Annotated in this window: 28 protein-coding genes and 1 riboswitch; of the genes, 20 read left to right on the top strand and 8 right to left on the bottom strand. The window is 69.3% G+C overall.

Going from position 1 to position 25,543, the window contains the following annotated elements; translation table 11 throughout:
* Positions 1-9: 9 nt before the first annotated feature.
* The 4 genes from cas7e to C9J49_RS16410 are packed head-to-tail and all read right to left on the bottom strand — an operon-like array spanning position 10 to position 6,141.
* Positions 10-1,083 carry a type I-E CRISPR-associated protein Cas7/Cse4/CasC gene (cas7e, locus tag C9J49_RS16395; RefSeq protein ID WP_107182491.1) on the bottom strand — a complete coding sequence of 358 codons (1,074 nt, stop codon included), beginning with the start codon at positions 1,081-1,083 and terminating at the stop codon, positions 10-12.
* A gap of 29 nt (positions 1,084-1,112) precedes the next feature.
* Complete coding sequence (gene casB / locus C9J49_RS16400) at positions 1,113-1,769, bottom strand: type I-E CRISPR-associated protein Cse2/CasB (RefSeq protein WP_107182492.1); 657 nt, start codon at positions 1,767-1,769, stop codon at positions 1,113-1,115.
* Entirely contained in the window at positions 1,766-3,454 is a 1,689-nt protein-coding gene (casA, locus tag C9J49_RS16405; protein ID WP_258394096.1) for a type I-E CRISPR-associated protein Cse1/CasA, read from the bottom strand. The genes casB and casA overlap by 4 nt, the downstream gene beginning before the upstream one ends.
* The gene (locus C9J49_RS16410; protein ID WP_107182493.1) at positions 3,445-6,141 is read right to left on the bottom strand and encodes a CRISPR-associated helicase/endonuclease Cas3; all 2,697 of its coding nucleotides are present in this window, start codon (positions 6,139-6,141) and stop codon (positions 3,445-3,447) included. The genes casA and C9J49_RS16410 overlap by 10 nt, the downstream gene beginning before the upstream one ends.
* 146 nt (positions 6,142-6,287) lie before the next feature.
* Here C9J49_RS16410 and C9J49_RS16415 point away from each other — a divergent pair, with 146 nt between their 5' ends.
* Positions 6,288-7,154 carry a WYL domain-containing protein gene (locus tag C9J49_RS16415; RefSeq protein WP_107182494.1) on the top strand — a complete coding sequence of 289 codons (867 nt, stop codon included), beginning with the start codon at positions 6,288-6,290 and terminating at the stop codon, positions 7,152-7,154.
* 31 nt (positions 7,155-7,185) lie between these two features.
* Here C9J49_RS16415 and C9J49_RS16420 read toward each other — a convergent pair whose 3' ends face one another.
* A complete protein-coding gene (locus tag C9J49_RS16420) occupies positions 7,186-7,737 on the bottom strand; it encodes an outer membrane protein (RefSeq protein ID WP_107182495.1) in 552 nt (183 codons plus the stop codon).
* Positions 7,738-7,978: 241 nt separating this feature from the next.
* On the opposite strand from C9J49_RS16420, the gene C9J49_RS17225 reads away from it, so the two are divergent.
* From C9J49_RS17225 to C9J49_RS16450, 7 genes are all read left to right on the top strand, one after another.
* Positions 7,979-8,128, top strand: coding sequence for a hypothetical protein (locus C9J49_RS17225; RefSeq protein ID WP_173834991.1), 150 nt, complete (start codon positions 7,979-7,981; stop codon positions 8,126-8,128).
* On the top strand, positions 8,128-8,862 hold the full coding sequence (locus C9J49_RS16425) for a metal ABC transporter ATP-binding protein (protein WP_046077881.1): 735 nt from the start codon (positions 8,128-8,130) through the stop codon (positions 8,860-8,862). Before C9J49_RS17225 ends, C9J49_RS16425 begins: the two co-directional genes overlap by 1 nt.
* Positions 8,846-9,739 carry a metal ABC transporter permease gene (locus C9J49_RS16430; RefSeq protein WP_046077882.1) on the top strand — a complete coding sequence of 298 codons (894 nt, stop codon included), beginning with the start codon at positions 8,846-8,848 and terminating at the stop codon, positions 9,737-9,739. The genes C9J49_RS16425 and C9J49_RS16430 overlap by 17 nt, the downstream gene beginning before the upstream one ends.
* A gap of 40 nt (positions 9,740-9,779) precedes the next feature.
* Positions 9,780-10,817: a metal ABC transporter solute-binding protein, Zn/Mn family gene (locus tag C9J49_RS16435; RefSeq protein ID WP_107182496.1), complete on the top strand. Its 1,038-nt coding sequence runs from the start codon at positions 9,780-9,782 to the stop codon at positions 10,815-10,817.
* 108 nt (positions 10,818-10,925) lie between these two features.
* Complete coding sequence (locus tag C9J49_RS16440) at positions 10,926-11,882, top strand: LysR family transcriptional regulator (RefSeq protein WP_107182497.1); 957 nt, start codon at positions 10,926-10,928, stop codon at positions 11,880-11,882.
* 76 nt (positions 11,883-11,958) lie between these two features.
* Positions 11,959-12,384, top strand: coding sequence for a DoxX family protein (locus C9J49_RS16445; protein ID WP_107182498.1), 426 nt, complete (start codon positions 11,959-11,961; stop codon positions 12,382-12,384).
* An 81-nt stretch (positions 12,385-12,465) separates the two neighbouring features.
* On the top strand, positions 12,466-13,218 hold the full coding sequence (locus C9J49_RS16450; protein ID WP_107182499.1) for a class III extradiol ring-cleavage dioxygenase: 753 nt from the start codon (positions 12,466-12,468) through the stop codon (positions 13,216-13,218).
* A 75-nt stretch (positions 13,219-13,293) separates the two neighbouring features.
* Here C9J49_RS16450 and C9J49_RS16455 read toward each other — a convergent pair whose 3' ends face one another.
* A complete protein-coding gene (locus C9J49_RS16455; protein ID WP_107182500.1) occupies positions 13,294-14,250 on the bottom strand; it encodes an ABC transporter substrate-binding protein in 957 nt (318 codons plus the stop codon).
* A gap of 110 nt (positions 14,251-14,360) precedes the next feature.
* On the bottom strand, positions 14,361-14,894 hold the full coding sequence (gene gloA, locus C9J49_RS16460) for a lactoylglutathione lyase (RefSeq protein WP_046077888.1): 534 nt from the start codon (positions 14,892-14,894) through the stop codon (positions 14,361-14,363).
* Positions 14,895-15,162: 268 nt separating this feature from the next.
* On the opposite strand from gloA, the gene C9J49_RS16465 reads away from it, so the two are divergent.
* The 12 genes from C9J49_RS16465 (at position 15,163) to thiE (ending at position 24,565) form a co-directional block, all read left to right on the top strand.
* On the top strand, positions 15,163-15,507 hold the full coding sequence (locus C9J49_RS16465) for a DUF6482 family protein (protein ID WP_035595751.1): 345 nt from the start codon (positions 15,163-15,165) through the stop codon (positions 15,505-15,507).
* Between the two features lie 72 nt (positions 15,508-15,579).
* Positions 15,580-16,095, top strand: a complete 516-nt coding sequence (locus C9J49_RS16470) for a C40 family peptidase (protein WP_046077889.1) — start codon at positions 15,580-15,582, stop codon at positions 16,093-16,095.
* Between the two features lie 83 nt (positions 16,096-16,178).
* Complete coding sequence (locus C9J49_RS16475) at positions 16,179-16,814, top strand: peroxiredoxin (protein WP_046077890.1); 636 nt, start codon at positions 16,179-16,181, stop codon at positions 16,812-16,814.
* A gap of 127 nt (positions 16,815-16,941) precedes the next feature.
* Positions 16,942-17,577, top strand: a complete 636-nt coding sequence (locus C9J49_RS16480) for a thermostable hemolysin (RefSeq protein WP_107182501.1) — start codon at positions 16,942-16,944, stop codon at positions 17,575-17,577.
* Complete coding sequence (locus tag C9J49_RS16485) at positions 17,561-18,925, top strand: AMP-binding protein (protein ID WP_107182502.1); 1,365 nt, start codon at positions 17,561-17,563, stop codon at positions 18,923-18,925. Before C9J49_RS16480 ends, C9J49_RS16485 begins: the two co-directional genes overlap by 17 nt.
* A 4-nt stretch (positions 18,926-18,929) precedes the next feature.
* Complete coding sequence (locus tag C9J49_RS16490; RefSeq protein ID WP_107182503.1) at positions 18,930-19,622, top strand: TenA family transcriptional regulator; 693 nt, start codon at positions 18,930-18,932, stop codon at positions 19,620-19,622.
* The gene (locus tag C9J49_RS16495) at positions 19,609-20,427 is read left to right on the top strand and encodes an SDR family oxidoreductase (protein WP_107182504.1); all 819 of its coding nucleotides are present in this window, start codon (positions 19,609-19,611) and stop codon (positions 20,425-20,427) included. Before C9J49_RS16490 ends, C9J49_RS16495 begins: the two co-directional genes overlap by 14 nt.
* Before the next feature lie 71 nt (positions 20,428-20,498).
* Complete coding sequence (locus tag C9J49_RS16500; protein WP_107182505.1) at positions 20,499-21,194, top strand: response regulator transcription factor; 696 nt, start codon at positions 20,499-20,501, stop codon at positions 21,192-21,194.
* Positions 21,191-22,552, top strand: a complete 1,362-nt coding sequence (locus tag C9J49_RS16505) for an ATP-binding protein (RefSeq protein WP_046077894.1) — start codon at positions 21,191-21,193, stop codon at positions 22,550-22,552. The genes C9J49_RS16500 and C9J49_RS16505 overlap by 4 nt, the downstream gene beginning before the upstream one ends.
* Before the next feature lie 110 nt (positions 22,553-22,662).
* The gene (locus C9J49_RS16510; RefSeq protein WP_046077895.1) at positions 22,663-22,953 is read left to right on the top strand and encodes a hypothetical protein; all 291 of its coding nucleotides are present in this window, start codon (positions 22,663-22,665) and stop codon (positions 22,951-22,953) included.
* Positions 22,954-23,001: 48 nt separating this feature from the next.
* Positions 23,002-23,104: riboswitch (TPP riboswitch) on the top strand.
* A gap of 32 nt (positions 23,105-23,136) precedes the next feature.
* On the top strand, positions 23,137-23,955 hold the full coding sequence (gene thiM / locus C9J49_RS16515) for a hydroxyethylthiazole kinase (RefSeq protein WP_046077896.1): 819 nt from the start codon (positions 23,137-23,139) through the stop codon (positions 23,953-23,955).
* A complete protein-coding gene (gene thiE / locus C9J49_RS16520) occupies positions 23,945-24,565 on the top strand; it encodes a thiamine phosphate synthase (protein ID WP_046077897.1) in 621 nt (206 codons plus the stop codon). Before thiM ends, thiE begins: the two co-directional genes overlap by 11 nt.
* A gap of 79 nt (positions 24,566-24,644) precedes the next feature.
* On the opposite strand, the gene C9J49_RS16525 is transcribed toward thiE, so the two are convergent.
* Entirely contained in the window at positions 24,645-25,520 is an 876-nt protein-coding gene (locus C9J49_RS16525) for a DMT family transporter (RefSeq protein ID WP_046077898.1), read from the bottom strand.
* Positions 25,521-25,543 lie beyond the last annotated feature (23 nt).

Genomic DNA, 25,543 nt, shown 5'->3' on the forward strand with positions numbered 1-25,543 from the left:
ACGACTCCTTCAGTGATCCCGGTTGAGGAACTCGACCAGCTCCGACAGGCTGCCCTTGAGCACCCCGCCTGAAAGCTGCGGCTCCCGGTAGTCGGGGTCGGCCGCCACGACGAAGCGCTGATCGGCGCCGGCGCCGTAGGCCTCATCGAAGGCTCGGGCCTGGCGCTCCAGACGGGTGATGGCATCCAGCGTCTGATCCTGCCCCGCCACGGGGCGCAGGAAGGCCGGTGCCAGCGAACGCGGCTGCTGATCACCCTTCTCGGCGAGCACATAGCTCGCATGGGCCCGGGAACCGAAGCTGTTCTGCTTGCCCTTGGGCGAGGTCTTCACGGCCGCCTCGGCCAGCGCCGCGATGGCACGGTCGGCCAACGCTTCGTCGCCATTAAGGTTCTCGATCAGCTGCTGGCGGTCGATGCACACGTAGCTATAGAAAAGACCCGCACCGAAACCCGCTTCACCGACGTGGGCCGCCCCGCGATGCTCGTCGCCGGTATTCAGGTCATCCACCGCCGTGAAGTAGTCATCCTCGACTTCCGCAGCATGCACGGTAACGGCATGGGCGACCTGGCAGGCGGCCTCAACGTTGAAGGCCGGCGACGCCGCCAGCATGCGGCCGAACAGCGCGATGTCCACGGCCGAGGGCTTGTGGCGCAGCAGATCGAGGTCTTCCTTCTCCGGCGCACGATTCTCGTGGGCCAGCTTCTCGACCAGGGCATCGACCGCTGCCTGCTCCTCGGGGCCGATGTGGACCAGCTGGCTGGTTTCCAGCTCGCCCTTGGCTACATCGCCGAAGACCTTGGCAATCTCCGTGGCCCAGGCTCGGGCATCTTTGTCTTTTACGCCCTTCTCCTGGAGGCGCTTTTCGGCCTGGACGCCCACCTGTTTGGTACGCATTCCGCGATGCTGACCCACGGCGTCCTCGAACAGCGCCGAGGTTCGCCAGGTCCGCTTGAGGCTCTGCGACGAGACACGAAGTCGCTTGGCACCGCCCATGATGGCGGTCTTGGGCCGCCCCAGATCATCGCGGTTGAGATTGGCCGGCGGATAGGCGGTCAGCAGATGCAATTGAATGAAGTGGCTCATGTGCTTGGCTCCCTGTCATGGTTGACGAGTTACTGGTTATCTTGCCGATAGCCGGCCGTAGCGCCGAAGTAGTCGTTGGCCCAGATGAAACCGAGCCGCTGGGTCGGTTTAGGTGAAACCCCACCCTGATATTCGCGCCACCACAGCGCGATATTGTCGGCCAGATGTACGACGCTGACGCCGCGTTTGTCGATCAACGCCAGAGCTCGGCGCAGGCGCTGCACCAGTTCCTCCGGCGTACGCGAGGTCATCAGCTGCTGAAAGCGAAGCTCGCTCATATATGGCTTGCCGGTCTCGCGCTTCTGCTGGCCGAGGCGGGCACCCAGCGGCACCTTGGGCGCGTCCTCGCGCAGTTCAGCCACCACCAGGGAGATACAGGACCAGGCCTGAAGTCGGTGATCGCGCTGCCTATCTGACTGATCTTCCCTCGTCGGCAGTAAGTTCCATAGGTGGCGGAAGGCTTCCGTCAGCATCGCCGCCTCGCCGGTATCGCAGCGGCGCAGCGTCGCCCGCATGCCCTTGGGCCAGGTCGGGGCATCGGTATGGGCCTTCAGCGCCTCGGCGGACAGCGTCAGACGCTGCCACCAGCGCCGCAGGGCATCGGCCTCCCGGCGCTCGATGGCATAAGGCCGCTCCGGCACGCGCGAAGGCGCCTCCGCTTCGGGGGCAAGTTCTGTTTCACTCACGACACGCTCTCCTCGGTGGCTACCGGCTCGGCGGTTAATGAAAATCCGCCGGTCTCGGCAAATTGACGAATGACCTTGCTGCCCTTGCTGCGCCCGGCCAGGAATCCCTGCAGCTGGCGCCGGGCCGCAGTAGCGCGCTTCAGGTCTGCCGCTTCCAGGGCGCCGCTCAGTGCCTGCTCCTCGAATAGCGCCATCCCTTCGCGCTTCAATGAGAGATACCACTGTTTGGCAACGTCGGCGGGCAGAAAGGAATCGGTCTCTGTCTCCCCCAGAACCGCCTGAAAATCATGCAGGATCTTGAAGAATGCATGGCGAGTGGCGTCGTAGAAGGCGAGATCGAGATAGCTCATATCGCCCTTGGCCTCGCTGGGCCGGTCGAACCAGGCATTCTTGATCTGGGTGCGCACCATCCAGGCAATCTGCCGAGCCAGGTCGGTGAACTGCTGGACCCAGGCGCGCAGCCGTTCCTGCTGCGTGGGAGGCACTGCCACCAGCGGCATCTCGACGCTGTACCAGCCGCGCGGTTTCATGTTGTCCATGTCGTAGCCGAAGGCCCACAGCCGAACATGCTTGAGCAGTGCGTCGATCTCTTCGCCGGCGCGACGCTCCTCATCGACGTCTCGCACCTTCTGCGAGACGTAGTCCTGCACCGCCAGTGCGGGCAGCGCGCCGCTGCCGTCGGCATCTTGCAGTACCAGGTTCGACCAGTGCTGATAGCCCAGGCCACCCGGCTGCCCCTTGGTGGATAGCGGTGGCTCGTTGGGCTTCTTGGGATCGCGCCGATAGGGCGTCAGCGGGTGAAGCCAGGGGCCGTCATAGTTGGCCCCCTGTTTCTTGCCACGGATGCGGCGCACGCGGCGCTCGGTTGCTCGGCCACAGACATCGCAGCGACATGGTTCATCCTCGAACAGCAGCCTGAAGCGGCGCGGCATCGACCAATAGGGGTGCAGCGAATGCATGCTCTCGGGCAGCACCTCGGCCCCCTTCTTGTCGCTGACCCGCGTCGGCGCCATCCACAGGAACAGGCTGTCGTCATCGACTCGCGGCGCCTGCCATGACTGGCCGGAACGCGTCAGCGTATTGGGCGTCACGACGTTCAGCCACAGCCGAGACCACAGGCTGGCGTCGGTCGACTCGGGCAATACCAGCGTGGTCAGCGGCCCACCGCCTCGCAGACCAACGCGTATGCCCGCCCCGCCTGCCGGGGCATTGATCTGCATGGCGAACAGGGCGAGTGCTGCGCAGTCCTCGCACATCGTCTCGACACGACCGCGCTTGACGAAGAAATCGGTGTTGTTCTTGATGCCGTTCGCACCGGGCGCATCGATCAGCAGGCCGCTGACCGTGGCCTCCTTGACGTCGTCCAGCGGATCGAGGTCCTGCATGAAGCGCGGCCCGTCACCGTCCAGCTCGAAGGCAGCGGCAAAGGGCACTAAGGCGGCTTCCAGCTCTTCGACACTAGGCGGCTCGATAAAGCGGTCCAGCCAGTCGCCGTGATCCTGCGGCGGCAGCGCTGTCTGTAACAGGCCGATCAGGAACTGGTAGGCGGCGCCCTGGAAGTCGGCCCGCGGCAGGGCGAGATCGACGACCTCGGGATCGGCCAGCGCAGTGGGCGGCCGGTAGTCGATGGCACCGTCCTTGGTACGGAAAGGCAGCCATGGATCATTGAGCAGATTCACATCCATCCCCCCTGATTGTCCGAGTTCATTGAAAACCTCACCCCCCACTGGGCGTCGTAGACACAGCCGGTATCGGCCTCGACCAGCCATGGCCGCGTAAAGCGCAGTGCCTTGTAACGTTCCTGAAGCACTTCCCACTGGGCCTGCTCATCGGCAGGCAGCTCCGCCAGCTTCTCCGCCTGGCTCTGGCGTAGCTTGACCTGGCTGAGCATCGCGGCGTGATGCTCGTCTTGCGCCCACAGCGCCATTTCGCCGTTGGCATCACGCTTGAGCAGCACGATGTTGAGCGTCGGCTCGTCGACCAGGCGCGTGCCGATCTCCAGTTCCTCCTGCCACTGATCGATATCCAGCTGGCGAAGATAGCCCCGCTCAAGCGACAGGGCGTTGAAGTTGGCCATCGAGACGGCCACGCCCTGCATGCCGCGCTGCTCCCATCTCGCCTCTTGCAGTCCATCCGGCACCAGGTCGGCGACCGGACCATAGACGCCCTCGATCAGCGATCGGGCCTGATCGGGCATGCGGATCGTGCCGAGTTCGCGTAGCACACGCTGGGTCAGCCAGAGCAGGGATGTATCGCGATAGACCGCCTGAGTGCCCGGCAGAGCGTTCTTGAGCCACTGGGCATCCGGCTCATCGCTCCATTCGGGCGCCAGCACGGACAGTACAGGCGCACGACGCGGGCCGCGCACGTGACGCTGCAGGCGCCCGGCGCGCTGAACCAACAGATCGATAGGGGCCAGATCGCTGATCATGAGGTCCACATCGCAGTCGAGCGACTCCTGGAAGACCTGCGTGCTGATCAGCACCTGACCGCGGCGCTGATCGGAGGTGGAGGCTTTGCCCAGCCGCTCGATGACATCCGACTCGATGCGCTGACGATCTACCATCGCGAAGCGGCTGTGGAACAGCAGGCATCGTTCGGGGTCGGGATGACGTTGGCTTAGCTGCTCATAGGCACGTATGGCATCGTCGACGGTATTACGCACCCAGGCGACGCACTCGCCTGCCTCGACGGCCGCCATCACGGCATCGAGCGCCTGCTCCTCAGATGTCAGCCAGTCGATGCCGACCTCGCGCGCAACCTCGGGACGCGTGGCCAACGGAGCCTCCCGGACACTGTCATGGCCGACTTGCGTCAACAGCGGGAATGCATCGTCCTGAAGCGCGGGTAGCTCCTGTGCCAAGCCCTGGCGCCATGCCGCGGTCAGCGCCTCGCGCATGCCTCGCGGCATGGTGGCAGTCAGCAGAATGGCGCTACCGCCCTGGCGGGCGTGATGCGCCAGCAGTTGATTGAGCAGCGTCTGCATGTAGTGGTCGTAGGCGTGCACCTCATCGACGATCAGCACCTTGCGTGCCAGCCCATAGAGGCGCAGCGACTGATGCCGAAACGGCAGCAGCCCCATCAGCGCCTGGTCGATGGTGCCGACGCCGACGTCGGCCAGCATTGACTTCTTGCGCGAGTCGGCCAGCCAGCGGTTGCAGCGCGTGGTGGCCGTCATGTCATCAGCGGCGTAATCCCAGTCTTCGGGCTGCTCCGCGGCCACGGCCTTCATGAAGGTGTCATTCAGCTCTCTGGCACCGTGTGCCAGAACACAGGACGGCTGAGACGCCTCGGTATAGAAACGTCGATGCAGATGACCGAGGCGTTCATACATGGCGTTGGACGTGGCCATGGTCGGCAGCGCGAAATAAAGTCCTTCGCCATGGCCGGCCGCAAGCAGCCGCTGGGCGAGTATGCAGGCCGCCTCGGTCTTGCCGGCGCCAGTCACGTCTTCGAGGATAAATAGCTGAGGACCATCGCCAAGTGCCAGGCGCTCGGCCTCACCCTGAAGCGGGGTCGGCGTGACCGACTGACCGCCGAACCAGCTGCCTAGTCCGGCATAGGGCACCGGCTCGGGAGGCTGCGCGAAGCCGCTTTCCTGCAATGCCTCCTCGGCACGCTTCAGCGCTAACGGCCAGTAGTCGGCCAGCGATATCTCCTGCTGACAGTAGGTGAAATGATCGCGGTTCGAGCCAATCCAGTCGCTGAGGGTCGCCCAGCCGGCGACGGTCCAGCTCACCGTCAGGAAGGCCTCTCGCCATTCCTGGGAAACCAGCCTGTCGAGCGGCCAATCCAGCTCGATCAAGACGGACCAGTCGGCGATGAACTGGCGTGCCGCCTCAAGATCGGAAGCGTGTTCGTCCTCACCGAAGAACCGCTCTTCACACAGGTTTCCGGCCTCGACCGGCTGACCATGGTGGCCGAACATCGGCGCCAGCAAGGCACGCAGCGTCTCAGCCAGCTGACGGCGCTCGCGCCGCGGCGGCAGCTCTCTTGCTCTTCCCAAGGTGCCGTCCTGCCACCATTCCAACCAGCAGGATTGCCACAGCAAGGCTCCCAGCCGGTCATGGCGTTCGGTATAGGCCAGACGCTCGATCGGAGACACAAGATCAGCGCCTTCGGGCCAAGCCAGGCCCTGGAAGGCTCGGGCAAACTTGCCGAGATCATGCAGACCCAGCAGAAAGACAAGGAGGCGCCGAAGCTCATCGGGGGAGAGATTCAGTTGGCTGGAGAGTCGTTGCGTCAGCGGCTGCTCGGGCGCGAGCAGATACCAGCCGACGGCGGCCACATCCAGGCTATGATAGGGCAACAGATGGCAGTTATCGCCTTTGTCAGATGGCTTCGCCTTGCCCCAGTAGCGGTAATACAACATCCCTGTCTCCAAGCTCCGTTGCGTCTGCAAATTCATACAAGCATGCTTAACTCGCCTTTGCCACCGCCTGGAAATGCATCCACCGTACTGATCAACCCGGTTCTGATCCGGGGCATCCACCTCATCCCTCCATGGACGGAACCCGCATGAACGACGCCCCGCTCCCCTGGGACACCCTGGCCCGCTATCGCCTGATCGAGATCCTCGCGTTCTGGGAAGGGCGGGTGGTGGCCTCGCAGGTCGGTGAGGCCTTCGGCATCGGCCGCCAGCAGTCCCAGAAGGTGCTGCGAAACTATCGCAAGGAGGCGCCGGAGAACCTGGCCTACGACGAGTCGCGGCGCGGCTGCATTCCCACACCGGCCTTCCAGCCCCGCTTTACCCGCGGCCGGGTCGAGGAGTATCTGCACCTGCTGAGCGCGCATGCGGACCTGGACTCGCCCTTCGCGGGCCTGGGACTGGGTGCGGCGGACACCGAGTCGCTGCCGCTGCCGAGCCGGGCGGTGAATCCAGATGTCGTGCGCGAGGTGGTCAAGGCGGCCCGAGCGGGGCGTCGGCTGGAAGTGGTCTATGCCTCCTTCCGCAATCCCGCCGGAGAAGAGCGCATCCTGGTGCCGCATACCCTGGTATTCGCCGCCGGGCGCTGGCACGTGCGTGCCTACTGCGAGAAGCACCGCGGCTATCGCGACTTCGTGCTGAGTCGCTTCCGCGGCGTGCCGGAAGACAGCGGCGAGATGCTGGGTGAACATGGCAAGAACGGCGACGAGGCCTGGCAGACGCAGGTAGAGGTGCGCCTGATTCCCGACCGCCGACTGCCGCAGGAGGAACGCGACATGCTCGCGGTGGACTACGGCATGCGCGACGGCGAGCTGACGCTTCACTGCCGTGGGCCGCTGGTGCTCTACGCCCTGCGCAAGCTGGGCGTGAACCCGCATCATATGGATGGTGAGCCCCGCGCTCAGCAGATCGATATCGCCAACCGCGAGGCCCTGGCCAAATGGATCCGGTGGGGCTGAGACGCCGTCCAGGACGCCTCAACTGACAACATCAGAAGGTGTAAACGACGCCGGCGGTGACCATGTCGATATCGCCGATCTCGTCGGTGTCGAGGCGCTCGACCTCCACGCGGCCGGTCAGGTCGAGCAGCTCGACGCGCGCGCCCAGGCCGTAGACCGGGTCGGTGCCGGAGTCGTCGCGGGTCAGGCCGCGGCCGCGACGCTCGGCGTCCCAGTCGGCCATGCCGGCCTTGGCGTAGACGCCCAGCGGGCCGAAGCTCAGCCCGGCCACGCCCATCGCCTCGAAGGCCTCCACCTCCAGCGTGCCGGAGCGGCCGTCGACGTCGCCGTGCAGGCTGTCGCCGTTGACATAGCCGACCTCGGCGCCCAGGTCGAGGAACGGCAGCCAGCCGAAATTGTAGCCAGCGGTCAGCTTATACATGCCGGCTTCGTCGTCGAAGTCGTTATCACCGTGCATCTGGCCCAGGCCGCCGCCCAGGTAGAGGCCGGTGGTGCCGGTGGCGAAGGCGGGCGCGGCAGTCACGGCCAGGCCGGTGGCCAGGGTGGCGGCAAGCAGGGAGCGCAGGGGCGTCTTGCGGGTCATGACGATTCCTTCCGAGCACAGGGAGTGAGCGCGCAGTGTAGCGCGCCGGCCGCCGGCGGGTCAGGTCGCTGGTGGTGCGGTGCCCGCCGCCCGTGGCCGGCCCGGCGCCTCGTCGCGGTGCTAGGATCAGGGGCCTGGCGCCGCACATGCGTCGATGCCGCGCCAGTCGCGGGAGACGGCGCTGGCGAGCGCCCGTATTGTTATGTTATAACGCATGCCACTTTCGCGGAGATGTATCACCATGGCGCATCGATCCCATCGCCATCGCCCCGAAGGGCCCTGCCATTTCTCGCTGATGTCGCTGTCCGCCCCGCGCCGGCTGCTGTTGGTCGCCGCCCCGCTGGCGATCCTGTGGCTGGCGGTGGTCTGGGCCACGGGAGGCTTCGCCTGATGGCACGCCTGCAACTGCACGACCTTCAGCTCGCCCGCGGTGGCCAGACGGTGCTCGAGCACCTCGACGGCCGCTTCCAGGACGGCGCGGTGACCGCGCTGATCGGCGCCAACGGCGCCGGCAAGAGCACCCTGATCGCCGCCATCATGGGCATGCTGACGCCGGTATCCGGCAGCGTCGAAAGCCAGGTGCCCAAGGAGCGCCGCGCCTGGCTGCCCCAGCAGCTGGCCCTCGACCTGTCCTTCCCGATGAGCGTGGAAGAGCTGATCATGAGCGGCACCTGGCCCAGCCACGGCGCCTTCAAGGGCTACTGCGGCCCGCACTATCGCCGCGGCCGCGAGATCATGGCGCGCCTGGGCATCTCGCACCTGGCACACCGCCAGCTCGGCGAGCTCTCCGGCGGCCAGCGCCAGCGCGCGCTGATCGGCCGCACCCTGATGCAGGAGGCCGAGCTGCTGCTGCTCGACGAGCCCTTCGCCAACGTCGACGCCGAGACCGTCGAGGTGCTGATGGACGTGCTGCGCGACATGGCCGCCAAGGGCGCCACCCTGATCGTGGTGCTGCACGACATGGAACAGCTCTCGCGCCTGGCCGACGACGTGCTGATGCTCTCCGGCGGCCATGGCCGCTGGGTCAGCCCCGAGGCGCTGCTCGAGTATAACGCCGGCCAGCCCGCCCGCGCCCCGCGCCTGCCCTTCGATTTTCCCGAGGTTTCCCATGCTGGCCCTGCTTGATGCCTGGCTCGCCGCCCCCTTCGATTACGGCTTCATGAAGCGCGCCCTGGTGGCGGGCATGGCGCTGTCGCTGGCCGCCCCGCCGCTGGGCGTGTTCCTGATGCTGCGCGGCATGAGCCTGATCGGTGACGCCATGTCCCACGCCATCCTCCCCGGCGTGGCGCTGGGTTTCCTGTTCGCCGGCTTCTCGCTGCCGATGATGAGCCTCGGCGGCATCCTCTCGGGGCTGCTGGTGGCGGTGCTGGCCGGCAGCGTGTCGCAGATGACCGGCCACCGCGAGGACTCAGCGATGGCCAGCTTCTTCCTGATCTCGCTGGCCGCGGGGGTGATGATGGTGTCGCTGGGCGGCAGCAGCGTCGACCTGACCCACGTGCTGTTCGGCTCGATCCTGGCCGTGGACTCCACCGCGCTGCTGCTGATCGCCGGCATCGCCAGCCTGATCGTGGTGTCGCTGGCGGTGATCTTCCGCGCCCTGGTGGTGGAATGCCTGGACCCGCTGTTCCTGCGCGGCCAGGGCGTGCGCGGCGGCCTGGTGCACGGCGTCTTCCTGGGGCTGGTGGTGCTCAACCTCACCGCCGGCTTCCAGACGCTGGGCACCCTGATGGCGGTGGGCCTGATGATGCTGCCGGCCACCACCGCGCGCTTCTGGAGCAATCGCCTGGAGGGCCTGATCGTCATCGCCATCGGCGTGGCCATGGTGGCCAGCGCCGGCGGCCTGCTGCTGTCGTATCACCTGAGCCTGCCTTCCGGCCCGGCGATCATCCTGATGGCCGGCGTGGCCTACGTGTTCTCGGCGCTGTTCGGGCGCCAGCACAGCCTCACCGCCCGCTATCGGCGCCGCGCCGCGCCGCTGAACGCGCCGACCGCCGACCACTGACGCCTCACCCGTCATTCCTTTCCTGTCTCGGAGCCCACTGATGACCTTCGCCAAGCCCTCTGCCCTCGCCGCCGGCGCCGCCGCCCTGCTGACCCTGCCCGCCGCCCAGGCCAAGGAGCCCGTGCAGGTGCTCGCCAGCTTCAGCGTGCTCGCCGACATGGTCGAGCAGATCGGCGGCGACCACGTCGAGGTCACCTCGCTGGTCGGCGCCGACAGCGACGCCCACGTCTTCACCCCGCGCCCTACCGACGCCCGCGCCCTGGCCGAGGCCGACCTGGTGGTGCTCAACGGCCTGCAGTTCGAGGGCTGGATGTCGCGCCTGGTCGAGGCCAGCGACTACGCGGGGCCGACCGTGGTGGCCACCGACGGCATCGAGCAGGCGCTCGGCGAGGCCGCCCACGCGGACGAGGTGGAGCACGGCCATGACGACGGTCACAAAGAACATGGCCACGACGAGCATGACCACGAAGAGCCCGGCCACGACGATCACGGCCACGCCGGCCATGCCCACGCTCACGAGGGCATGAACCCGCACACCTGGCTGGATCTGGGCCTCGGCGAGCTCTACGTGAACAACATCCGCGACGGCCTGATCGCCGTCGACCCGTCCCACGAGGCCGACTACCGCGAGCGCGCGGCGGACTATCAGCAGCGCATCGATGCCCTGGACGCCGAGGTCCACGCCCTGATGGACGAGCTGCCCGAGCACACCGCGGTGATCACCGGCCACCAGTCCTTCAACCACTTCTCGCGCGCCTACGGCGTCGACTTCCTGTCGCCGGCCGGACTCTCCACCGAGGCCGAACCCAGCGCCGCGCGCATGGCCGAGCTGATCGAGGTGATCAACGACCAGGGCGTTCAGGCGCTGTTCCAGGAGAACATGACCAGCCCGGCGATCATCGAGCAGCTGGCCGAGGAAACCGGCCTGCCGATCGCCGGCACCCTCTACTCCGGCGCCCTGGCGGCCGAAGGCGAGGCCAGCACCTGGCTGGGCATGATGCGCCATAACGCCTGGCTGCTGCACGACGCCCTGGCCACCGAGGACGCGGCCCACGAGCACGCCGACCACGACCACTGAGCCGCCTCCCAGGCTCGCTCCACGCGGCGCCGCCCTCGGGTGGCGCCGTCGTCGTTTCAGGGGCGGGCGTGCGAAGATAGCCCCGTCGGCCACGCCAGGGAGCGCCCCATGAACCTGCTGGATGCCATGACCGCCTTCGTGCGGATCGCCGAGCTCGGCAGCTACACCCGCGCCGCCGAGGCGCTGGACCTGTCGCGCACCCGCGTCTCGCGGCAGGTGATGGAACTCGAGGATCACCTCGGCGTGCGCCTGCTCCAACGCACCACCCGCCGGCTGCACCTGACCGAGGCCGGCGAGCGCTACCTGCTGCGCGCCCAGGGCATCCTGCAGTCGCTGGAGGAGGCCGAGGCGGAGGTCGGCAGCGGCGCCAGCGAGATGCGCGGCCGGCTGCGCCTCAACGGGCCGATGAGCTTCGGCACCCGCCACCTGGCGCCGCTGGTGGCCCGCTTCATGGTCGAGCATCCCGCCCTGGAGGTGCGCCTCGACCTCAACGACCGCCGGGTCGACCTGCTCGAGGAGGGCTACGATCTGGCGATCCGCATCGGCCACCTGCCCGACTCCACTCACGTCGCCCGCCGCCTCACCCGCTGCAAGCTGGTGCTGTGCGCCTCGCCGGGCTACCTGGCCGAACACGGCACCCCGCGCCGTCTGGCGGACCTGGAGCGGCACCGCTGCCTGCGCTACCGCCCCGGCGGCCGGGGCGGGGAATGGCAGTTCGTCGACAGCCGCTTCCGGGTCAACGGGCCGCTGGAGAGCAACAACGGCGACGTGCTGACTCACGCCGCCGAGGCCGGGCTCGGCATCGCGCAGCAGCCGAGCTTCCTGGTCACCGACAGCATCCGCGAGGGCCGCCTGGTGCCGCTCGAGCTCGAGGAGGCCGCGCCGGTCCTGGACGTGAACGGCCTCTACCCGGCCCGCCGCCACCTGCCGGCCAAGGTCGACCGCTTCCTGGCCCTGCTCGCCGATGCCTGGGGCGATCCCCCTGCTGGGAACACGAGCTGGGTCTCTGATCGCCGGATTTCCCTCCGACATTGTTGCCAAATAGGCAATAGTAATGTGTCTTAGCAGCGGATTATCGCGCCATCGCCCGCGTTTAGAGTGTCCGTCCATCACGACAACATCCCGCTGACGGAGAGACACCATGACGACCCACACCGCCGCCCAGCCGAACGCCCTCGACCGCCTCCAGCCGGCGGCCATCACCCTGCTGCGCCTGTCGCTGGGCGTCATGGCGCTGGCCCACGGCCTGCTCAAGGTGCTGGTGTTCACGGTGCCCGGCACCGTCGGCTACTTCGAGTCGCTGGGCCTGCCGGGCGAGTTCGCCTACCTGACGATCCTGGCCGAGATCGGCGGCGGCGCCGCCCTGCTGCTGGGCGTCTACACTCGCTGGGTCGCCCTGGCCATGATCCCGACCCTGCTCGGCGCCACCTGGGTACATTCCGGCAACGGCTGGATGTTCTCCAACGAGGGCGGCGGCTGGGAGTTCCCGCTGTTCTGGGCCATCGCCCTGCTGGCACAGGCCGGCCTCGGCGGAGGGCGCTTGGTGCTCAGCCGCCGCTTCGCCTGAGCCGCGTTTCGACAGCACCGAGACGCCGCCCGCCGGGCGGCGTCGAGCCCTTCTCCCGCTCCCGATCAGGAGGCCGTGCTCATGTTACCCAGCCTGTTCATCTCCCACGGATCGCCGATGCTGGCGCTGACGCGCACACCGGCCCACGAGTTCCTGCGCGAGCTGGGCAGCCACCTGAAACCCGCCGCCGTGGTGATCGTGTCGGCCCACTGGGCCAGCCGACGCCTGATGGTCAGCGTCAGCGAGCGGCCCGAGACCATCCACGACTTCGGCGGCTTTCCGCGCGCGCTGTTCGAGTGCCAGTACCCGGCCCCGGGCGAGCCCGAGCTGGCCAGGCGCCTGGCCCGCGAGCTCAGCGCCGTGCCGGTGGAGCGCGGCCTGGATCACGGCGCCTGGGTGCCACTGTCGCTGATGTTTCCCGCGGCCGACGTGCCGGTGGTCTCGCTGTCGCTGCCCACCATCTGGTCCAACGCCGAGCTGGTGGCGCTCGGGGATCGGCTCAAGGCGCTCTTGAGAAAACCGGAGGGTGAGGAGAACATGCTGGTGATCGGCTCCGGCAGCCTGACCCACGACCTGCGCTCGACCCAGGCGCTGGACGCGCCGATGCCGGGCTGGGTCGGCGGGTTCGCCGACTGGACCCACGAGCGCCTCACCGCCGGCGACCGCGAGGCCCTGCTCGACTGGCAGGCCGCGCCCCAAGCGCGGGCCAACCATCCCTCGCCCGAGCACTTCCAGCCGCTGCTGGTGGCCATGGGCGCCGGTGGGCCCGCCGAGCGGCTGCACCACAGCATCGAGCACGGGGTACTGGCGATGGACCTCTACGCCTTCGCCTGAAGCGATCGGTCCCCTGAACGCAGCGAGGCCGCCCCGAAGGGCGGCCTCTTGCGTCGTGCGATGGCGCATCGCGCATCAGGCGTCCGGAATCTCCAGCGCCTGCTGCACCGCAGGCCAGGCCGGCTCGCCGTCGCGGGTGGTCACGCCGTCGAGGAAGGCCTTGACCCGGGCCGGATGCTCGCGCAGCCACTCCAGGGCCACCGCATCGGGCTCGCGCTCCTCGTAGCTGAAACCGAGGATCATCTCGCTCTGGTCGTCGGCGCTGAAGCTCAGCTGGTCGAGGAGCCTGGAAGCGTTGGGATTGGACTCGGCGAACGCCGGCGTCACCAGGGTCTTCACGTCGCTGGCGCCCTCGTCCGGGCCCCACATGTTCTCGGGATCGTCGAGGTACTGAACGTCGTATTCGATGTTCATCCAGTGCGGCGTCCAGGCGGCGAAGAGGATCCATTCCTCGCGATCGATGGCGCTCTTCACCGCGCTCAGCATGCCCGGCGTGGAGGTCTCGGAGAGACGCCAGTCGCCCAGGCCGTAGGTGTCGTTGTCCACCGCCCCGTTGAGGATCTCGCTCATGCCGGAACCGGCCTCGATGGAGTAGATCGCGCTGTCGAGCTGGTCGGCATACTCCGGATCGTCGAGCTGTTCGGCCGAGGTCAGGCCGGCCTCGTAGACGTAGGTGGGCACCGCGAAACCGAGGCGCGCACCGTCCACGTTGTTGCCCAGGTCGACGATCGACTCACGCTCGAGGGCGGCCTCGTACATGCTCTGCTGGCCCGGCAGCCAGGCGGCGAGGAAGGCGTCCAGTTCGTTCTGGGCCAGCGCCTCGTAGGTGATGGTGGAGCCGAGCTCGGCCGACTGGGGCGCGTAGCCCAAAGTCTCGAGCAGGGTGGACGCCAGCGCGGTCTTGACGGTCACGCCGGGCCAGGCGGGGACGGAGAAGCGAACCTGTTCCGGTTCGGCGGCCTGGGAAACGCCGCTCACGGCCAGCAGGGAGCCGGCCAGCACGAGAGAGAGGGGACGACGGGACAGGGACATAGGGACTCCTTGGCGGGATGCGCCGTGGTGAAACACGTCGCAGACCCTAATGCCCCTGGGCTATATCGACAAGCCAGGCCGTCAACGCTCGCCGACGACCCGGGCCCGATTCAGTCGCCCTTGCCAATCATCTTCGCGGCCTCGACCACCTCGATCCAGTAGCCGTCCACGTCCTTGACGAAGACCACGTCCTTCATCTTGCCCTGGTCGGGGCGCTTGATGAATTCGACCTCGTTGGCGTCGAACCAGGCCACCGCGGCGTCCAGGTCCGGCACCGTGAAGCAGATGTGGCCGAAGCCCTGGGGCTCGGCGTTGCCGTCGTGATAGGCGAAGTCGGGCTGGTGCTCGGTGCCCCAGTTGTGGGTCAGCTCCAGCAGGCCCTTCTGGGAGAAGGTCCAGACGGTGCGCTCGTCGGTGTCTTCCGGCACCTGATCGCCGTCCTCGAGCTTGGCGAGGAAGTAGAGCGAGAACTGCATCTCCTCGAAGTCGAGGCGGCGCAGCACGCACATGCCGAAGACCCGGGAGTAGAAGGCCAGCGCAGCCTCCGGGTCCTTGACCCGCAGCATGGTGTGGTTGAGGCGGAAGCCATCGGTGTCACCGGTGGCGGTCTTCACGCCGGGATGTTGCTCGCCGTTGAAGCTCATGGGATCTCCTGGTCAGGGCTCGAACGTCGTCGAATCGATGCGATGCCTCAGGTATGGAGGCAAGATGGCGACTTTTCCACCCCGAGCGTCATGCTACCGCGAAGATTTTCCGATACGGAGATTGTACAAATACTGATTTCCACGCCAAACACCCCGGCCACGCCTGCTGCGCCTGTTCTCGTATCCTGACATGCAGGATCGCCACTGGCGAGGGGCGTCTCCCGATTCTACATTGTCTGTACAACCCACCACGCGTCAGGAGTCCGAGATGGCCAACATCGACCAGAGCCTGGGAGACCACATCACCCTCAAGGAGCTCGCCCATGCCCTCGGCCACGGCTTCTCGCCGATCGTCGAGGTGGAGTCCATGGACGGCATCTACACGGTGCGCTTCCACCACGCCAACGGCATCTCCACCCTCTCCGACAAGCAGGGCAAGACCCTCACCTTCCTCGGCACCGGCGAGATCCGCGACCTGCTGGGCGATCTGGGCCTGAGCCACGGCGTGCTGACCTGGGCCGACCAGTGCGGCGACGAGATGATCGGCGTGCCCGGCCATGCCATGACCCCGGACGAGATGCTGACCCACGGCACCAGAATCGCCTTCCGCTGATGTTCACAGCCGCGGGCTGGACGGCTAGGCTGGGAACGACGAGAGGGAATACGAACGCCCCGAGAGATGCCCATGTCAGCGACGCCAGCCTCATCCACCCCGGCGCCCTGCGTCGAGATACGCCTCGAGCGACTGATGCCGCTGGTGATGCTGGCGCTGCTGACACTCGCCGGCTGCGCCGGCCCCCAGCTCGCCACCCGCGACGCCGAGGGGCTGTCGATGGATCGGGCGATGATCCTGTCCGAAGCCCGCCAGTCGCTGGGAACGCCCTATCGCTTCGGCGGCACCGATGCCAGCGGGCTGGACTGTTCGGGGCTGGTGCAGCGGGTCTATTCGCGGGCGGGTATCCCCGTGCCACGCACCTCGCGCCGCCAGTTCGAGCAGCTGCCACCGATCGACGAGGCGCGCCCCGGCGACCTGCTGTTCTTCGATACCGCCGGCGGCGGGGATGCCAGCCACGTCGGCATCTACCTGGGTGACGACGAGATGATTCACGCCCCCGGCCGCGGTCGACGGGTCAGCGTGACCTCGCTGGCGCTGGACTACTGGCAGGAACGCTTCCTGGGCGCCGCCGCTCCGGCGCCCTGAGGGCTCGCCCTCTCCGATTTCCCGGCATCGCGCCGCGATGCCACCCGACGCATCGAACTTCGAACACGATTCAGGAGGCCAGCATGGCACTGCGACTCGGCGACATCGCCCCGGACTTCACCCAGGAAAGCACCGAAGGCCCGATCCACTTCCACGAATGGGCCGGCGACAGCTGGGTGATCCTGTTCTCCCATCCCAAGGACTTCACCCCGGTGTGCACCACCGAGCTCGGCGAGGTCTCGCGGCTCAAGCCGGAGTTCGAGAAGCGCAACACCAAGGCCATCGGCCTGTCGGTGGACCCGCTGGAGGATCACAAGGCCTGGGTCGGCGACATCCAGGAAACCCAGGGCTGCGCCCTGAACTTCCCGCTGCTGGCCGACGCCGACCGCAAGGTCAGCGATCTCTACGACATGATCCATCCCAACGCCAACGACACCCTGACGGTGCGCAGCGTCTTCATCATCGACCCGAACAAGAAGATCCGCCTGATGCTGACCTATCCGGCCAGCACCGGTCGCCACTTCGACGAGATCCTGCGCGTGCTCGACAGCCTCCAGCTGACCGACTCGCACAAGCTGGCCACCCCGGTGAACTGGCAGCCGGGCGGCGACTGCATCATCGTGCCGGCGCTCAGCAACGAGGAAGCCGCCAAGCTGTTCCCCGAGGGCTGGGACGAGCAGAAACCCTACCTGCGGCTGGTCAAGCAGCCCGGCAAGTAAGCCAGCGCTCGCCTCGCTTCCTCGACGCCGGCCCCAGGGCCGGCGTTTTCGTATGCGTCTGGCGATATTAAGGGCCGGTTAAGTATTAAATCCCAGACTGTCGGGGAATCGTCACGGAGACACCCCGATGTCCTTGACCCTCATACGCCCCACCCCCGAGTCGCCGATCGAGTGGCGTGAAGCCCGCCACTGGTCGGAGCGCCACCGACTGGAGCAGCTGGTCAGCCACTGCTTCGCCACCCAGCACGATGCCCGCATCACCCAGTACCTGCCGCGCCTGTTCGGCCTGTGGCTGCAGGAGCGGCCCGTGGCCGCGGTGGGCGTGCGCCGCGCCGACGAGGGTCGGCTGTTCCAGGAGGGCTATCTCGACGCCTCCGCCGAGGCCAGCCTGACCCAGGCTCTGGGCACGTCGATCGCCCGCGGCGGCATCGCCGAGATCGGCAACCTGGTGAGCACCCGGCGCGGGCTGCAGCGGGTGCTGTTTCCCTACCTGATCGACCAGCTGGCCGAGGAAGGCCTGCACTGGGTGCTGTTCACGGCCATCCCGGCGGTGATCAACGGCATCCGCCGGCTGGGCATCGAGCTGATGCCGCTGCGCTTGGCCGATCCGGCCTGGCTGGGCCAGGAGCGCGAGGCCTGGGGCCACTACTACGATCAGCACCCCTGGGTGATGGCCGGCGACCTGCGCCTGGCCCGCGAGCGGCTGCGCGCCGCCGGCCTGCTCTCGACGCGACGGGAGGGCGACCATGTCCGACCGGCGTGAGCGCTTTCTCGACCGCCTGGCCGCCCACGCCGAGCGCGCCCCCGAGGCCACGGCGCTGTGGGACGGCACGCAGCGGCTGAGCTACGGCGAGCTGGCCGCCGCCATCGACGCGCGGCGCGCTCGGCTGGCGGCGGTCGGCGCGACCCGCGTGGGCCTGGCGCTGGACAACGGCGTCGAATGGGCACTGTGGGACCTGGCGCTGCTGACCGATTCCTGCGTCGCGGTGCCGGTGCCGGCCTTCTTCGGCGACGCCCAGCGTAGCCACCTGGTCGAGCGGGCCGGCCTCGATGCCTGGATCGGCCCCGGCGGCGAGGCGCTGGGCTTCGGTACGCCCGACCCGGGCGGCGTCGCCACACGCCCGGTTCCGGCCCCGCTGGCCCTGCATCCCGGCACCACCCGCATCACCTTCACCTCCGGCACCAGCGACGCGCCCAAGGGCGTGTGCCTGGACACCGAGACGGTGCTGGCGGTGGCCATCAGCCTCGCCGAGGTGGTCGCCCCGGCCGATATCGAGCGCCACCTGGCGATGCTGCCGCTGGCCACCCTGCTCGAGAACCTCGGCGGGCTCTACCTGCCGCTGTGGCTCGGCGCCGGGGTGGCGCTGCCCGGCGCCGCCGAGCTCGGCTGGCAGGGTGCCAGCGGCTTCGACGCCGGGGCCGCGCTGGCCGCCATCGAACGCTACCGGCCGCACAGCCTGATCCTGATGCCACAGCAGCTCCAGGCGCTGGTCGAGCGCGCCCTGGCCGCCGGCTGGCCGGTGGCCGAGGGCTACGGCCTCTCGGAGTGCGCCTCGGTGGTGTGCCTCAACCGGCCCGGCGAGGTCGAGGTGAGCGGCGCCACCATGCTCGGCTACCTGGGCGAGCCGCCGGTCGCCGGCTGGCACGCCACCGGCGATCTGGGCCGCTGGGAGGGCAACGCCCTGGTGCTGGAGGGCCGCCGCCGCGAGGTCTTCATCACCGCCTATGGGCGCAACGTCGATCCCCAGTGGGTCGAGGGCGTGCTCGCCACCCGGCCGGGCATCGCCCAGGCCCTGGTCCACGGCGAGGCCCTGGCCCACAACCGGGCGCTGATCGTGCCGGCCGCCGCGAACCTGCCCGACGCCGCCATCGAGGCCGAGATCGCCGCCGCCAACACCACCCTGCCCGACTACGCGCGGGTGAGCGAATGGCGCCGCTGCGCGCCCTTTACCCCCCACAACGACCAGCTGACGGCCAACGGCCGCCTGCGCCGCGAGGCCATCCTGGCCGCCTACCGGGACTGGCTGACCCGCCCCGGCGCGAATGTCACCACGACCGACGCATCGCGGCCGACCTATCGAGTTCGCCCCATCACGACCACCGAGGAGTGACCCCATGAGTGCCTATCAACGCCTGCAGGACGCCACCCGCGCCGAGCGCGAATGGCTGCTCGACACGCCCATGATGACCCGCGCCATGCAGGGCGAGGTCGGGCGCGACGAGTACCTGGCCTTCCTCGGCCAGGCCTACCACCACGTGCGCTTCACGGTGCCGCTGATGATGGCCTGCGGCGCCCGCCTGCCCGACCGGCTGGGCTGGCTGCGCGGCGCCCTGGTGGAGTACGTCGAGGAGGAATACGGCCACGAGCAGTGGATCCTCGACGACATCCGCGCCGCCGGCGGCGACCCCGAGGCGGCGGCCGCCGCCTCGCCCGACCCGGCCACGACGCTGATGGTGGCCTACGTGCGCGACCGGATCGAGCACGGCAATCCGGTGGTCTTCTTCGGCATGGTCCAGGTGCTCGAGGGCACCAGCACCGCGGTGGCCACCCGCGCCGCCGAACAGCTCCAGGCGAGCCTCGGTCTGCCCGACAACGCCGTGCGCTACCTGAGCTCCCACGGCAGCCTCGATATCGGCCACCTGGCCTTCTTCGAGACGCTGATCGACCGCCTGGAGGAGGACGATCTGAACGCGGTGATCGAAGGTGCGCGCATGGTCTATCGCCTCTACGGCGCCATGTTCCGGGGCGTCACCGCCCGCTGCACGGGGGGCGAAGCCGCCCGGGGGCTGACCGATGCGCTGGTCTGAACCGCACTATCTCACCCAGGGCTGGCCCGGCCAGCGGGTGCTGATCACCGGCGCCAGCGGCGGCATCGGCCAGGCGCTGGTCGACGAACTCGCCGCCGCCGGCGCCCAGCTGCTGGTCACCGGCCGCGACGCCGAGGCCCTGGAGCGGCTGTGCCGACGGCATCCCGGCCAGATCACGACCCAGGCCGCCGACCTCACCCGCACCGAGGATCGCGCCCGGCTGGTGGCGGCCGCCGAACGGCTGGAGTGCACCATGCTGATCAACGCCGCCGGCGCCAACCGCGCCGAGCTGTTCAAGGACGCCGACGACGAGGCCATCGAGCGCCTGGTGACGGTCAACCTGACCGCCACCCTGCAGCTGACCCGCGCCCTGCTGCCCCGGCTGTGCCGCGCCGAGCAGGGCCTGGTGGTCAACGTCGGCTCGGCCTTCGGCCATATCGGCTATCCCGGCCAGGCCGCCTACTGCGCCACCAAGTTCGCGCTCTACGGCTTCACCCAGGCGCTGCGCCGCGAACTGTCGGACTCGCCGATCGCGGTGCACTACATCGCCCCGCGGGCCACCCGCACCGCCATGAACGCCCCGGCCATGGAGGAGATGAACCGGGCGCTGGGCAACGCCATGGACGCCCCGGAAACAGTGGCCGTCCAGATCCGCCGCGCCATCGAACGCGGTCGCAAGGAGACCCGGCTGGGCCGCGCCGAGCCGATCTTCGCCCGGCTCAACGCCCTGTGGCCGGGGCTGATCGATCGCGCCCTGCGCCGCCAGCTGCCCACCATCCGCCGCTTCATCACCCCGCCACCCTGAGCCGCCAGGGTCGACAGGCGCGGCCTTCGAGGCGAGTATCGGCATGACCGGAGCACCGACAAGGAAGGCCCATGCGCATACTGCTGGTGGAAGACGATCCCAGCCTGGCGTCGGGCATTCGCCTGGCGCTGAAACCCGAGCACTACACCGTCGACATCCTCGGCGACGGTATCGAGGCCCTCAACGCCCTGCGCGACGAGGAGCCCTTCGATGCCGTCATCCTCGACCTGGGCCTGCCCCGGCTCGACGGCATCGACCTGCTCACGCGGCTGCGCCGCGGCGGCCATCGCGTGCCGGTGCTGGTGCTGACCGCCCGCGACGGCATCGAGCAGCGCATCCAGGGCCTGGATGCCGGGGCCGACGACTACCTGACCAAACCCTTCGAGGTCGACGAGCTCAAGGCACGGCTGCGCGCCCTGATGCGCCGTAGCCAGGGCCTGGTCAGCAGCGAGCTGCGCCACCGCGGCGTGGTGCTCGACCCGGAGAACCGCCGCGTCACCTACCAGGGCCAGCCGGTCACGCTGTCGCGCCGCGAGTTCACCCTGCTGCAGGAATTCCTCAGCCACCCGGGCCACGCCTTCACCCGCGACACCCTAGCCCGCCTGCTCTACGGCTGGGACGAGGACGTGGAGAGCAACGCCATCGAGGTCCACGTTCACCACCTGCGCAAGAAGCTGGCCCCGGAGTTGATCCGCACCCTGCGCGGCATCGGCTACATCATGGACAAGGCCCCGGCGGACGAGGCACCCGGGAACAGGATCCCATGAGCTCCATCCGCCGCCGCACCCTGGGCATCGCGCTGCTGGTGGTCGCGCTGTGCATGCTGGCGATCGGCGTGACCAGCTATCGCGACGCCGCCCGCGAAGTGGCGGCGCTGTTCGACGCCCGCCTGGCCCAGCAGGCCCGGCTGCTGGAAGGCCTGGTGCGCACGCCGCTGCCCGAGGCCCGGCGCGAGGCGCTGCTGGCGAGCCTCGACGACGCCCTGCGCCGCAACACGCCGGGCACCGACGGCGGCCACCGCTACGAGGGCGAGGTGGCCTTCCAGGTCTGGCGCGACGAGCGGCTGCTGCTGCGCTCCGCCGGCGCGCCGACCGCGCCGTTCACCGAGCGTCGTGCCGGCTACGGCGACGCGACCCTGGACGGACGCGAGTGGCGCGTCTTCGTCCTCGGCGGCGACGACCTGCGGGTGCTGGTCGGCGAGCGCGGCGACGTGCGCGGCGAGCTGGTCCGGGGCATCGCCCTGCGCACCCTGGTACCGGACCTCGTGGGCCTGCCGGCACTGGCGGTGCTGCTGTGGTGGGCGATCGGCTGGGGGCTGCGGCCGCTGTCACGGCTGGCCGCCCAGATCGAAGCCCGCGACCCCCAGCGCCTGAACCCACTGCCCGACGACCCACTGCCCCGCGAGCTGGCCACCATCGTCGGCGCCCTCAACGGCCTGCTGGCGCGGATCCGCACCCTGCGGGCCCGCGAGAAGCGCTTCATCGCCGATGCCGCCCACGAGCTGCGCACCCCGCTGACGGTGCTCGACCTGCACGCCCAGAACGCCCTGGCCACCGAGGATCCGGCGGATCGGCGCGAGGCGCTGACCCTGTTGCGCGACGGCCTGGCCCGCGCCACCCGGCTGGTCGGCCAGCTGCTGACCCTGGCACGCCTGGACCCGGAGCAGGAAGGCGCCCCGGATCAGCGCATCGACCTGCTGCACGAGGTGCGCGAGTCGCTGGCCGAGCTGATGCCGCTGGCCACCGACCACGACCAGAGCCTGCACTTGGAGGCCGACGAGGCGGCAGACTGGGCGCTGACCACCGAGCCCGGCGCCGTCACCACCCTGATCAAGAACCTGGTCGGCAACGCCATCCGTCACTCCCCCGCCGGCAGCCGCATCGACGTGGCACTGACGGCGGAAGAGCGAGTGCTGGTGCTGCGGGTGGACGACAGCGGTCCCGGCATCCCCGAGGACGGCCGCCAGCAGGCGCTGGCGCGCTTCCACCGCGGCGGTGCGGGAGCCGGGGCCGGCCTCGGACTGTCCATCGTCGACCGTCTGGTACAGCGCCACGGCGGCCGCCTGACGCTGGGCGACGCCCCCGGCGGCGGGCTGCGCGTGAGCGTGCGGCTGCCCCGCGCCTGACACGGCATCGTCATGTCGCTCCCTTAGCGTTGGTGTAAGCCGACTTTAAGCCAACGCCGTTACGGTGGTGGGCTGAATCGCCCAACGACAACCGGAAAGGAGACATCGACATGCACGCCATGCCCCCGACCTCTCTCGACGCCGCCCTGCGCCGCCCCCTGTGGCTGGCCCTGGGCGGCGTGCTGCTGCTCGTCGTCGAATGGCTGATCAGCCCCTGGGGCGTGGGTAGCCTGCCGCTGGCGTTGGTCGCCCTGGCCGCCGGCGCCGCCTTGCTGCTTCGCCCCCTGAACGCGGCGATGCGCCTCGAACCCGAGGAGGAAGGCAACGGCATGAGCGCCGATCTCCAGAGCGTCTCCCAGGCCAGCCTGCTGACCCTGGCCGTGCTCCAGCTGGCCGCCTGAGGCGACGCCCGCCGGCTTTACATGCATCGGACGAAGGGCGATAGTGAGGCCCGACGACAGGGGCGCCGGGGCGATGATCCGCCGCGGCTGAGAGGCACCCTCACTACCTGACCCGGATAATGCCGGCGGAGGGAGTCGTGCCGGCTCCCTCGGTGGCCGCGCCTCCCGTCGCCAGGAGGCCCGATGCATTCCCTCGATCCCGCGCCGCATCTGGCGCGCGTGCGCCGCACCACCCCGCTGGTTCACAACATCACCAACCACGTGGCGATGAACTTCATGGCCAACGCGCTGCTGGCGCTGGGCGCCTCGCCCGCCATGGTCCACGCCCGCGAGGAGGCCGCCGAGTTCGCCGGCCTGGCCACCGCCCTGACGCTGAACATCGGCACCCTCTCGCCCCACTGGCTCGACGCCATGGACGACGCCGCCCGCGCCGCCAATGACGCCGACACGCCCTGGGTGCTCGACCCGGTGGCGGTGGGCGCCACCCGCTTTCGTCGCCAGGCCGGCGCCCGGCTGCTGGCGCTGGGGCCGACCGCGATCCGCGGCAACGCCTCGGAGATCCTGGCGCTGGCCCGACAGGGCGGCGGCGGGCGCGGCGTGGACAGCACCGACAGCGCCGACAGCGCCGAGCGCGCCGCCGTGGCGCTGGCCCGCGAGCATGCCACCGTGGTGGCGGTCACCGGCGAGGTCGACCTGGTCACCGACGGCCGACGCCTGACGCGGGTCTGCGGCGGCCATGCGCTGATGCCTCGCGTCACCACCATGGGCTGCGCCCTGACCGGCGTGGTCGGCGCCTTCCTGGCCGGCGCCGAGGATCCGTTCGAGGCCACCGTAGCGGCGCTGACCGCCTACGCCGCGGCCGGGGAGATCGCCGCCGAGACCGCCGCCGGCCCCGGCAGCTTCGCCGTGGCCTTCCTCGACGCCCTCTATGCCCTCGATCCCGACACCCTCGCTACGCCGCTGGCCGACCGTATCCACCTGGAGCTCACCGATGCGCCTTGATCTGTCCCTCTACCTGGTCACCGACCCCGAGCTGTGCGCCGCCCTCGGCGTGGAGCAGACCGTACGGGCCGCGGTGCGCGGCGGCGTCAGCGTCGTCCAGCTGCGCGACAAGCACGCCGCCGACGCCGAGATGATCCCGCTGGCCCGGCGCCTGAAGGCTGCCCTGGCCGGCAGCGGCGTGCCGTTGATCATCAACGACCGCCTCGAGGTCGCGCTGGCCAGTCGGGCCGACGGCCTGCACATCGGCCAGGACGACGGCGAGGTCGCCGATGCCCGTGCCGCGCTGGGCCCGGACGCCATCCTCGGCCTCTCGGTGCAGACCCACGAACAGCTGGCACGGCTGGACGCCGGGCGCCTCGACTACCTGGGCCTCGGCCCGGTGTTCGCCACGGCCACCAAGCAGGACCATGCCGCGCCGCTGGGCGTCGACGGCCTGGCGGCGCTGGCCGCCGCCAGCCCGCTGCCCACGGTGGCGATCGGCGGGCTCAAGGTCGAGCACGTCGAGGCGGTGCGCCGCGCCGGTGCCGGCGGCCTGGCGGTGGTCTCGGCGATCTGCGGCACCCCGGACCCGGAGGCCGCCGCCCGCGCCTTCCCGCCGTTCCACCGCTGACGCCTGAACGGCCAGCCCCGAACGCAGGCGGCCCCGCGCGAAAGAGCGCGGGGCCGCCGGGTCGCCGACGCGACCTGCGTCACAGGGAAGGCCGCCGGTTCAGCGCGACGCGCCGCTCCTGATAGGCGATGGCCAGGCCGCTGGCGATGATCAGGCTGCCGCCGGCGAACACCCAGGGGTCGGGCATCTCGCCCCAGAAGCCCCAGCCCAGCAGGGTCGCCCACAGCAGTGCCGTGTAGTCGAAGGGCGCGGCAATGGCCGCCGGGGCGTAGCGGAAGGCCTGGGTCAGGCCCACCATGGCGCCGACGCCGAGCACGCCAGCGCCCAGGAAGCCCAGCCAGTGCAGCGGCGCCGGGGCCTGCCAGACCCAGGGCAGGGTCAGGGAGGCGGCCAGGCAGGGCACCAGGGTGGTGTAGAAGACCATGGCCCAGAGGTGCTCCCCTTCGCCGTAGCGGCGCGCGGTGATCATGGTCAGGGCATAGAACAGCGCCGCGGCGACCACCACCAGCATGGCGGGCTGGAAACCGGCCGCCCCGGGCCGCACCACCACCAGCACCCCGACGAAGCCGAGCAGCGTGGCCAGCCAGGTCGGACGGTCGACCCGCTCGCCGAGCAAGGGCACCGACAGCAGCGTCACGAACAGCGGCGCGGCGAAGGCGATCGCCGTGGCGGTGGCCAGCGGCAGCAGCACCAGCCCCCACATGAAGGTGATCATGGTGGCGGTGAAGATCAGGCCGCGCAGCAGGTGCACGCCCGGACGCCGCGTGCCGAGGGTGCGCAGGCCGCCATTGAAGCGCGCGATCAGCACGATCAGCGGCAGCGACACCAGGGTGCGGAAGAAGATGATCTGCAGCGGCGAATGCACCGCGCCCAGCCACTTGGTGAGGGCATCGCCCAGGGCCAGACACAGCACGCCGCCGCACATGAACAGGATGCCTTTCAGAGAGGGAGCCATGCAGCGCCTCCGTGCGCGCGTCG

The organism is Halomonas sp. SL1 (assembly GCF_003030865.2).
GTDB classification, from domain to species: Bacteria; Pseudomonadota; Gammaproteobacteria; order Pseudomonadales; family Halomonadaceae; genus Halomonas; species Halomonas halophila.

What these genes read in the sequence shown, in the direction of transcription:
- C9J49_RS16480 (WP_107182501.1), top strand. Translation starts at nt 16,942, where the DNA reads ATGTCCTTGACCCTCATACGCCCCACCCCCGAGTCGCCGATCGAGTGG.
- C9J49_RS16430 (WP_046077882.1), top strand. Translation starts at nt 8,846, where the DNA reads ATGCTGGCCCTGCTTGATGCCTGGCTCGCCGCCCCCTTCGATTACGGC.
- C9J49_RS16470 (WP_046077889.1), top strand. Translation starts at nt 15,580, where the DNA reads ATGTCAGCGACGCCAGCCTCATCCACCCCGGCGCCCTGCGTCGAGATA.
- thiM (WP_046077896.1), top strand. Translation starts at nt 23,137, where the DNA reads ATGCATTCCCTCGATCCCGCGCCGCATCTGGCGCGCGTGCGCCGCACC.
- C9J49_RS16445 (WP_107182498.1), top strand. Translation starts at nt 11,959, where the DNA reads ATGACGACCCACACCGCCGCCCAGCCGAACGCCCTCGACCGCCTCCAG.
- gloA (WP_046077888.1), bottom strand. Translation starts at nt 14,894, where the DNA reads ATGAGCTTCAACGGCGAGCAACATCCCGGCGTGAAGACCGCCACCGGT.
- C9J49_RS16455 (WP_107182500.1), bottom strand. Translation starts at nt 14,250, where the DNA reads ATGTCCCTGTCCCGTCGTCCCCTCTCTCTCGTGCTGGCCGGCTCCCTG.
- C9J49_RS16505 (WP_046077894.1), top strand. Translation starts at nt 21,191, where the DNA reads ATGAGCTCCATCCGCCGCCGCACCCTGGGCATCGCGCTGCTGGTGGTC.
- C9J49_RS16465 (WP_035595751.1), top strand. Translation starts at nt 15,163, where the DNA reads ATGGCCAACATCGACCAGAGCCTGGGAGACCACATCACCCTCAAGGAG.
- C9J49_RS16485 (WP_107182502.1), top strand. Translation starts at nt 17,561, where the DNA reads ATGTCCGACCGGCGTGAGCGCTTTCTCGACCGCCTGGCCGCCCACGCC.
- C9J49_RS16495 (WP_107182504.1), top strand. Translation starts at nt 19,609, where the DNA reads ATGCGCTGGTCTGAACCGCACTATCTCACCCAGGGCTGGCCCGGCCAG.
- C9J49_RS16510 (WP_046077895.1), top strand. Translation starts at nt 22,663, where the DNA reads ATGCACGCCATGCCCCCGACCTCTCTCGACGCCGCCCTGCGCCGCCCC.
- C9J49_RS17225 (WP_173834991.1), top strand. Translation starts at nt 7,979, where the DNA reads ATGGCGCATCGATCCCATCGCCATCGCCCCGAAGGGCCCTGCCATTTC.
- C9J49_RS16500 (WP_107182505.1), top strand. Translation starts at nt 20,499, where the DNA reads ATGCGCATACTGCTGGTGGAAGACGATCCCAGCCTGGCGTCGGGCATT.
- C9J49_RS16475 (WP_046077890.1), top strand. Translation starts at nt 16,179, where the DNA reads ATGGCACTGCGACTCGGCGACATCGCCCCGGACTTCACCCAGGAAAGC.
- C9J49_RS16450 (WP_107182499.1), top strand. Translation starts at nt 12,466, where the DNA reads ATGTTACCCAGCCTGTTCATCTCCCACGGATCGCCGATGCTGGCGCTG.
- C9J49_RS16440 (WP_107182497.1), top strand. Translation starts at nt 10,926, where the DNA reads ATGAACCTGCTGGATGCCATGACCGCCTTCGTGCGGATCGCCGAGCTC.
- C9J49_RS16435 (WP_107182496.1), top strand. Translation starts at nt 9,780, where the DNA reads ATGACCTTCGCCAAGCCCTCTGCCCTCGCCGCCGGCGCCGCCGCCCTG.
- C9J49_RS16525 (WP_046077898.1), bottom strand. Translation starts at nt 25,520, where the DNA reads ATGGCTCCCTCTCTGAAAGGCATCCTGTTCATGTGCGGCGGCGTGCTG.
- C9J49_RS16420 (WP_107182495.1), bottom strand. Translation starts at nt 7,737, where the DNA reads ATGACCCGCAAGACGCCCCTGCGCTCCCTGCTTGCCGCCACCCTGGCC.
- cas7e (WP_107182491.1), bottom strand. Translation starts at nt 1,083, where the DNA reads ATGAGCCACTTCATTCAATTGCATCTGCTGACCGCCTATCCGCCGGCC.
- thiE (WP_046077897.1), top strand. Translation starts at nt 23,945, where the DNA reads ATGCGCCTTGATCTGTCCCTCTACCTGGTCACCGACCCCGAGCTGTGC.
- casA (WP_258394096.1), bottom strand. Translation starts at nt 3,454, where the DNA reads ATGGATGTGAATCTGCTCAATGATCCATGGCTGCCTTTCCGTACCAAG.
- C9J49_RS16490 (WP_107182503.1), top strand. Translation starts at nt 18,930, where the DNA reads ATGAGTGCCTATCAACGCCTGCAGGACGCCACCCGCGCCGAGCGCGAA.
- C9J49_RS16415 (WP_107182494.1), top strand. Translation starts at nt 6,288, where the DNA reads ATGAACGACGCCCCGCTCCCCTGGGACACCCTGGCCCGCTATCGCCTG.
- C9J49_RS16410 (WP_107182493.1), bottom strand. Translation starts at nt 6,141, where the DNA reads ATGTTGTATTACCGCTACTGGGGCAAGGCGAAGCCATCTGACAAAGGC.
- C9J49_RS16425 (WP_046077881.1), top strand. Translation starts at nt 8,128, where the DNA reads ATGGCACGCCTGCAACTGCACGACCTTCAGCTCGCCCGCGGTGGCCAG.